We start from the raw sequence: 4,676 nt of genomic DNA on the forward strand, positions 1-4,676 counted from the left end.
AGACGCCTTGTGTATCCTGAGCACCGGGGGCGGGTACGCCACGCGCCAGCTCTACACCAACGGTGATGAGCACGTCATTGCAAGCAAACGCCCCGTGATGCTGAACGGCATCAACGCCGTTGCGACGGCGCCCGACCTCATCGAGCGCGTTATCACTATCGAGTTGCCCACCATCGCAGCGGGCAAGCGCCAGGACGAACAGACGATGGAGGCCGCATGGCTGCGCGACTATCCCGCCATCTTTACCGGCCTGCTAACACTGTTCGCCGAAGCTCTCGAAATGCTGCCCAAGGTGGAGATACCGGAAGGTATGCAGAAACGTATGCTGGACTATCAACGACTCGGCGAAGCGGTGTGCATGGCCCTTGGCGGCAAGGCCGGGGAGTTCTCGCAACGACTCGACTGCATGCACGGCGACTCGCTCGCCCGAGGGCTGGAAAGCTACGGCGTAGCCGTTGGAATACAGATACTTGCGGCACGACCCGAGGGGCGGGAGTGGGAAGGGACATACCTGCAACTGCTAACCGAGTTAAACAGGATGCCCGAGATTGACCGCAGCAACTGGCCGCGCTCACCCCGGCACCTATCGGGGCAGGTCAAACGGATTGCCCCAGGGTTACGCCGGGCAGGCGTGAGGATCGAGAGCGCAGGGCGAGGGCGGACAGGCGCGAAGGTGCGTATCGTCAGGGAGTGAAACCGCACCCTTCAGGGACAGCGCGCGCGAGCAATAGTGAAGTTCTGGCCGGCGCGGGCTTTTTGAAGACGCGCCGGCCCCAAGGTCACCTGTAACGACCGTTATGCATCATAAAAGAATGAGATCCCCCGCTTTCTGATCGATAACCCCACAGCGCGGACGTCTTTCGACCGTCAGAGGATCGCACTTCAACGACGCTGCCAGGAGGGCCAATGATCGCAATGATTTCGGCCTCACTCATTCCGTACTTAATCTCGGAAAATTTCCAATCTGGCACCAGCCCCCCTTGCTGAACAGGCTGCCGTTGCGGTGTAGCGACCGGCTCAGGTGCTTCAATGATTGGCTCTTGCAGTTGGGCCGGGCGCGGCTTCAATTCAGCGACGGGGCGCGACAGAGAACGGGCGGTCTCGTCGCTCGCTGTGGTCTCGATCGCCGCGCCGTGGTTCGCGTAATACCACAACCCGGCGGCACCGCACGCTATAAGCAGCACAACAACCCCAGCAGCCTGACCGGCAAAGGCAAGCACCTCGCCCCGTGTCTCACCCTCTTCGTGCGGGGTGAGCTTCCAGATTGCCGCCGCGGTGGCTGCAATCACAAAGAGCACATCAAGCCAGCCGTATCGGCTGTCTCCCACCATCAACGCCACGACAACTCCGACGATGCCGATAAAGATCGACGCGAGCCGATTTTTTGATGCAAGGCAAAGGAAGAAAACAAGCGCGGCTTGAGCCATTGCGATCAAGACGAACGTCGGCTCATTCAACGCCAGCACGAGCGCCGGCAGGAAACTCAAAAGCGACATTGCACACTCCGGGGCATTGTGCCGTAAAACTCAATGGCATTACTGTATGCCATTTGAGCGGGTGTGTCAGCATCGTTGACGCCGTTGCCTCAGCCAAAGACCGTCACATCGTCACCGACCTACACCCCGAAACGCCAGTATTGGCGCGGGTCGGTGACGATGTGACGATGTGTAGGTATTTTCTATAGAAGAAAAAAAAAGATACCTACGCCCCGCGCGATGCCAGGGTGGCAAGGTCGGTGTCCGACATGGCCGCCAGCTTCGCCAGCATGGCCGATGCAGCCGCAGGCGTCACGACTTCCACCCGGTGGGCTTCCGGCGCATTGAACCCCATCATGCGGGCAAGCTCCCGATAGCCGGCAATCATCGCCATCGGTTCCCCCTGCACCCGCGCCATCGCGACAGCCTCAAGGACGCCCTCGATTACATCCTTGCGGGTGATGTCCCACTTGGCCGCGTTCTCGGCCTGCAGAGCCTGTATGGCCTCTTGCAAGTCAGGTTTCGTCAGGAGTTCGCAGGCGATGGCCTTCGCTGTCCGTTCGCTGTAACCAGCCCGCCGCGCGGCCTCTGCTGCGTTGCCGCCGGTCACGTACTCCCGGACAAACTGTGCTTGCCGGGGCGTGAGTCTTTCCAAAATTTCCATGTTTATTTGTTTTGCATAATAAGTACGTGAAAATTTTGCAGAAAAATTGGAGGGTTTACAAGGTCAATCACCCTCCCCCCACTTCGGAAAAGCCGCCACCTACTTCGGAATCGGTTTCTGATCTGACCGAAAATCGAGGGCGCTTTGCGCCGAGGAAACGAAAGAACCAATCGAGGCGCCTACGGCGCGAGGATGGAGGCCGCTACTCACCAGGGAAGCCACCAGGGGCGGCAGGAGCGCGGACAGCGCACGCGTATGCAGCCCGTAGGCCTGTCAGTGATCGACGAGCGCGGCGCGCTGCTGGCGTGACAGGACGGCGCGGGCTGAACCCCTGATGGTTTGGCAGCAAGGTAGGGGCGGAGCCGTCGCAGCCACGCCGCCCGTGCGGTGCAAGGTTTGGCCTGCGTGTGACCTTGCCCGGGGACGTGGTCGGCCAGGAGATCGGGGCGCCGCGCGGGCTTCTGACTGGTGTTGCACTCAGTCGGATTTCCGTATGGATTCCGTACGGCGCAAAAAAGGCCACTCGAAAGTGGCCTAAGTCCTTGATTTTATGGCGCGCCCGAGACGATTCGAACGTCCGACCCCTGCCTTCGGAGGGCTGGTTGGCTCTGTGCGTGTTTTAAGTACAGACATAACCACAAGTGTTTAAAAGCGGTGTCTGGCATGGTCTGTGTGCTACAGTCTCTGGCAACCTCCCGCCTACCGAGACACCGCCGTGCCCCCCTCAAGCCCTATCCAGAGCGCAACGGAATCGCTACAGCCTAACGACGAACCTGCGAGTAACCCGACCCTTGCTCTCCTGCCCAGAGCATGGGATGAACTTGCGACTTGGGCCGAAGCGAACCACATCCTCGGTAACCTAATACTCGTTGTCGATGCAACGATGGCTCTAGAGCGTCCGGGTGCGATTGGCACAGTGCTCCACTATCTGGTTCGGGCTGATGTGCTGGATATCTTGAGCCTATGGTCTGCAGAAAACAGTACCGCTATGCAACTCTATGAGCTCGCGGTATGCCTGTCGACGGCGGACACGATTTTGTCGAAGTATCAGCCCCTACCGGAAGCAAAGACAGCTCGGACTCGTTTTGCCGGTTTTTCGCTGGAGAGACTCTACATCTTCGCCTTGTTGGCCACGCGCAATCCATACGCTCGAACCAATCAACGTCTCTACCAATATTTTGAACGGTTTCGCCTCTGGGGGCTGATCCATGCCCTTGAGCGTGCCACACAAAATCTGCTGTACGACCGCTACCTTCGGTATGTAGCTGACAGGCTCCGCCTGGCGGGCGACGGAGGGAGCGAATGGTTGCACTTGGCGGAACAGCTGTTAAGTGGTGCTCAAGGTTACAGCGCGTTTGAACTTCATATTGATAACAAGGCGCAATATCATCTCAGTAATCCTGGGCTGGACAAGGGCGCTCGCCCGTTTCTGCAAAGCCTTTCTCACGTGGCGAGGCGGGAGTTTCCGCCGGATGCCGTGTCGGCTACAGGACTGTCGTCCCACCTACCCCCGGCCGAACGTCCGTGGAGCCGAAGCTCTACCCCCATTCTGCTTGAGGGCATGGATGACCTCGATGGCCACAGCCCGGCTGCAGTTGTAGGAGAGGGGGACGGAAACCCGATATTTTCTGCGGACGTTCCGCAGGACGCGACACTTGCGCAGCAGCGACGCCATGCTTCCTCGGTGATCCTGGCCAGCGTGGAGGACAACCACTTCCTCCCCTGGAGTCTGAATCGACCAAGGCCTAGTGAAGTGAGGGCACTGGAACTGTGGATCAGCGAGACCTTCCTTGGAAACGATGATGGTGCGCAGCGACTGGCAGCCACTGCCTGGATCGCTCTGCGTACAGGCCGGTCGCTTCGACGAACCCTCGATATGGTAGTGGGGCCGGATTGCGGTGAGGAGTGGTCGGTCTCGCCCACTGGGCTGACTCGACTGCCTGCTCGCCGCGATAGCGGGTGGAGGCCGGAGGCTTCTGCCACGCCTTGGATTCGCGCGCTGGCGCTTAAGCATGCGATCACTTTCCCCTCCTCGATTTCGACCGCACTGAACCGATGGCGGGCTGAAAGGCCAGGAGCAAGCACGCTCGGGGAGTTGCTGGATAGGGAGTCCGTCCTGAGCCGTTTCGGCCCCGCGATGAAGCCGATTGCGCGCCGGCTAACTGGGGGAATGCTTGCGCAAGCGCTCCCACAGGCGCTTTATGCGGTGTCCAATGATGCCATTTTTTCCAGACTGTTCTGCAGGCACCCTAATTCGGGTTTGCCTGGTGCTGCTGCTTACCCAAGCTGGAGCGGTGAGCTATTCAAGATCCTGAACTCCGTTGGTGTCCCTCTGGCGAGTATCGAGCCGTTGGACGGCAATGCTCTCGGAAGCAGGCTCGACCCCATTGAGTCCAAGCTTCGTCTTGAAGTCCGTGATGCTGGGCTGAGGCTTCAGGATGCTCGGAGAGGTGGAGTTATCGCATTTCATAATGCGTTGACTGCCTACATTGTGGTGGCATTGCACGCGGCTACAGGGGTTCGCCCCGTACGCGCTC

At 59.6% G+C, this 4,676-nt stretch carries 4 protein-coding genes; 2 read left to right on the forward strand and 2 right to left on the reverse strand.

Features of this window, described 5'->3' with window-relative positions:
- Positions 1–694: AICE element replication initiation protein (locus ZRA01_RS20665; protein ID WP_218028775.1), on the forward strand; the 694-nt coding region annotated here is incomplete at its 5' end.
- A gap of 85 nt (positions 695–779) precedes the next feature.
- Here the strand turns inward: ZRA01_RS20665 and ZRA01_RS19865 are convergent.
- Together ZRA01_RS19865 and ZRA01_RS19870 are read right to left on the reverse strand one after the other, a co-directional pair.
- Complete coding sequence (locus tag ZRA01_RS19865; RefSeq protein ID WP_141355105.1) at positions 780–1,496, reverse strand: hypothetical protein; 717 nt, start codon at positions 1,494–1,496, stop codon at positions 780–782.
- Between the two features lie 205 nt (positions 1,497–1,701).
- Entirely contained in the window at positions 1,702–2,139 is a 438-nt protein-coding gene (locus ZRA01_RS19870; RefSeq protein WP_141355106.1) for a terminase small subunit, read from the reverse strand.
- A gap of 916 nt (positions 2,140–3,055) precedes the next feature.
- Here ZRA01_RS19870 and ZRA01_RS19875 point away from each other — a divergent pair.
- Positions 3,056–4,676 (forward strand): hypothetical protein (locus tag ZRA01_RS19875; RefSeq protein WP_141355107.1); only part of this gene is annotated, 1,621 nt, incomplete at its 3' end.

The organism is Zoogloea ramigera (assembly GCF_006539865.1).
GTDB classification, from domain to species: Bacteria; Pseudomonadota; Gammaproteobacteria; order Burkholderiales; family Rhodocyclaceae; genus Zoogloea; species Zoogloea ramigera.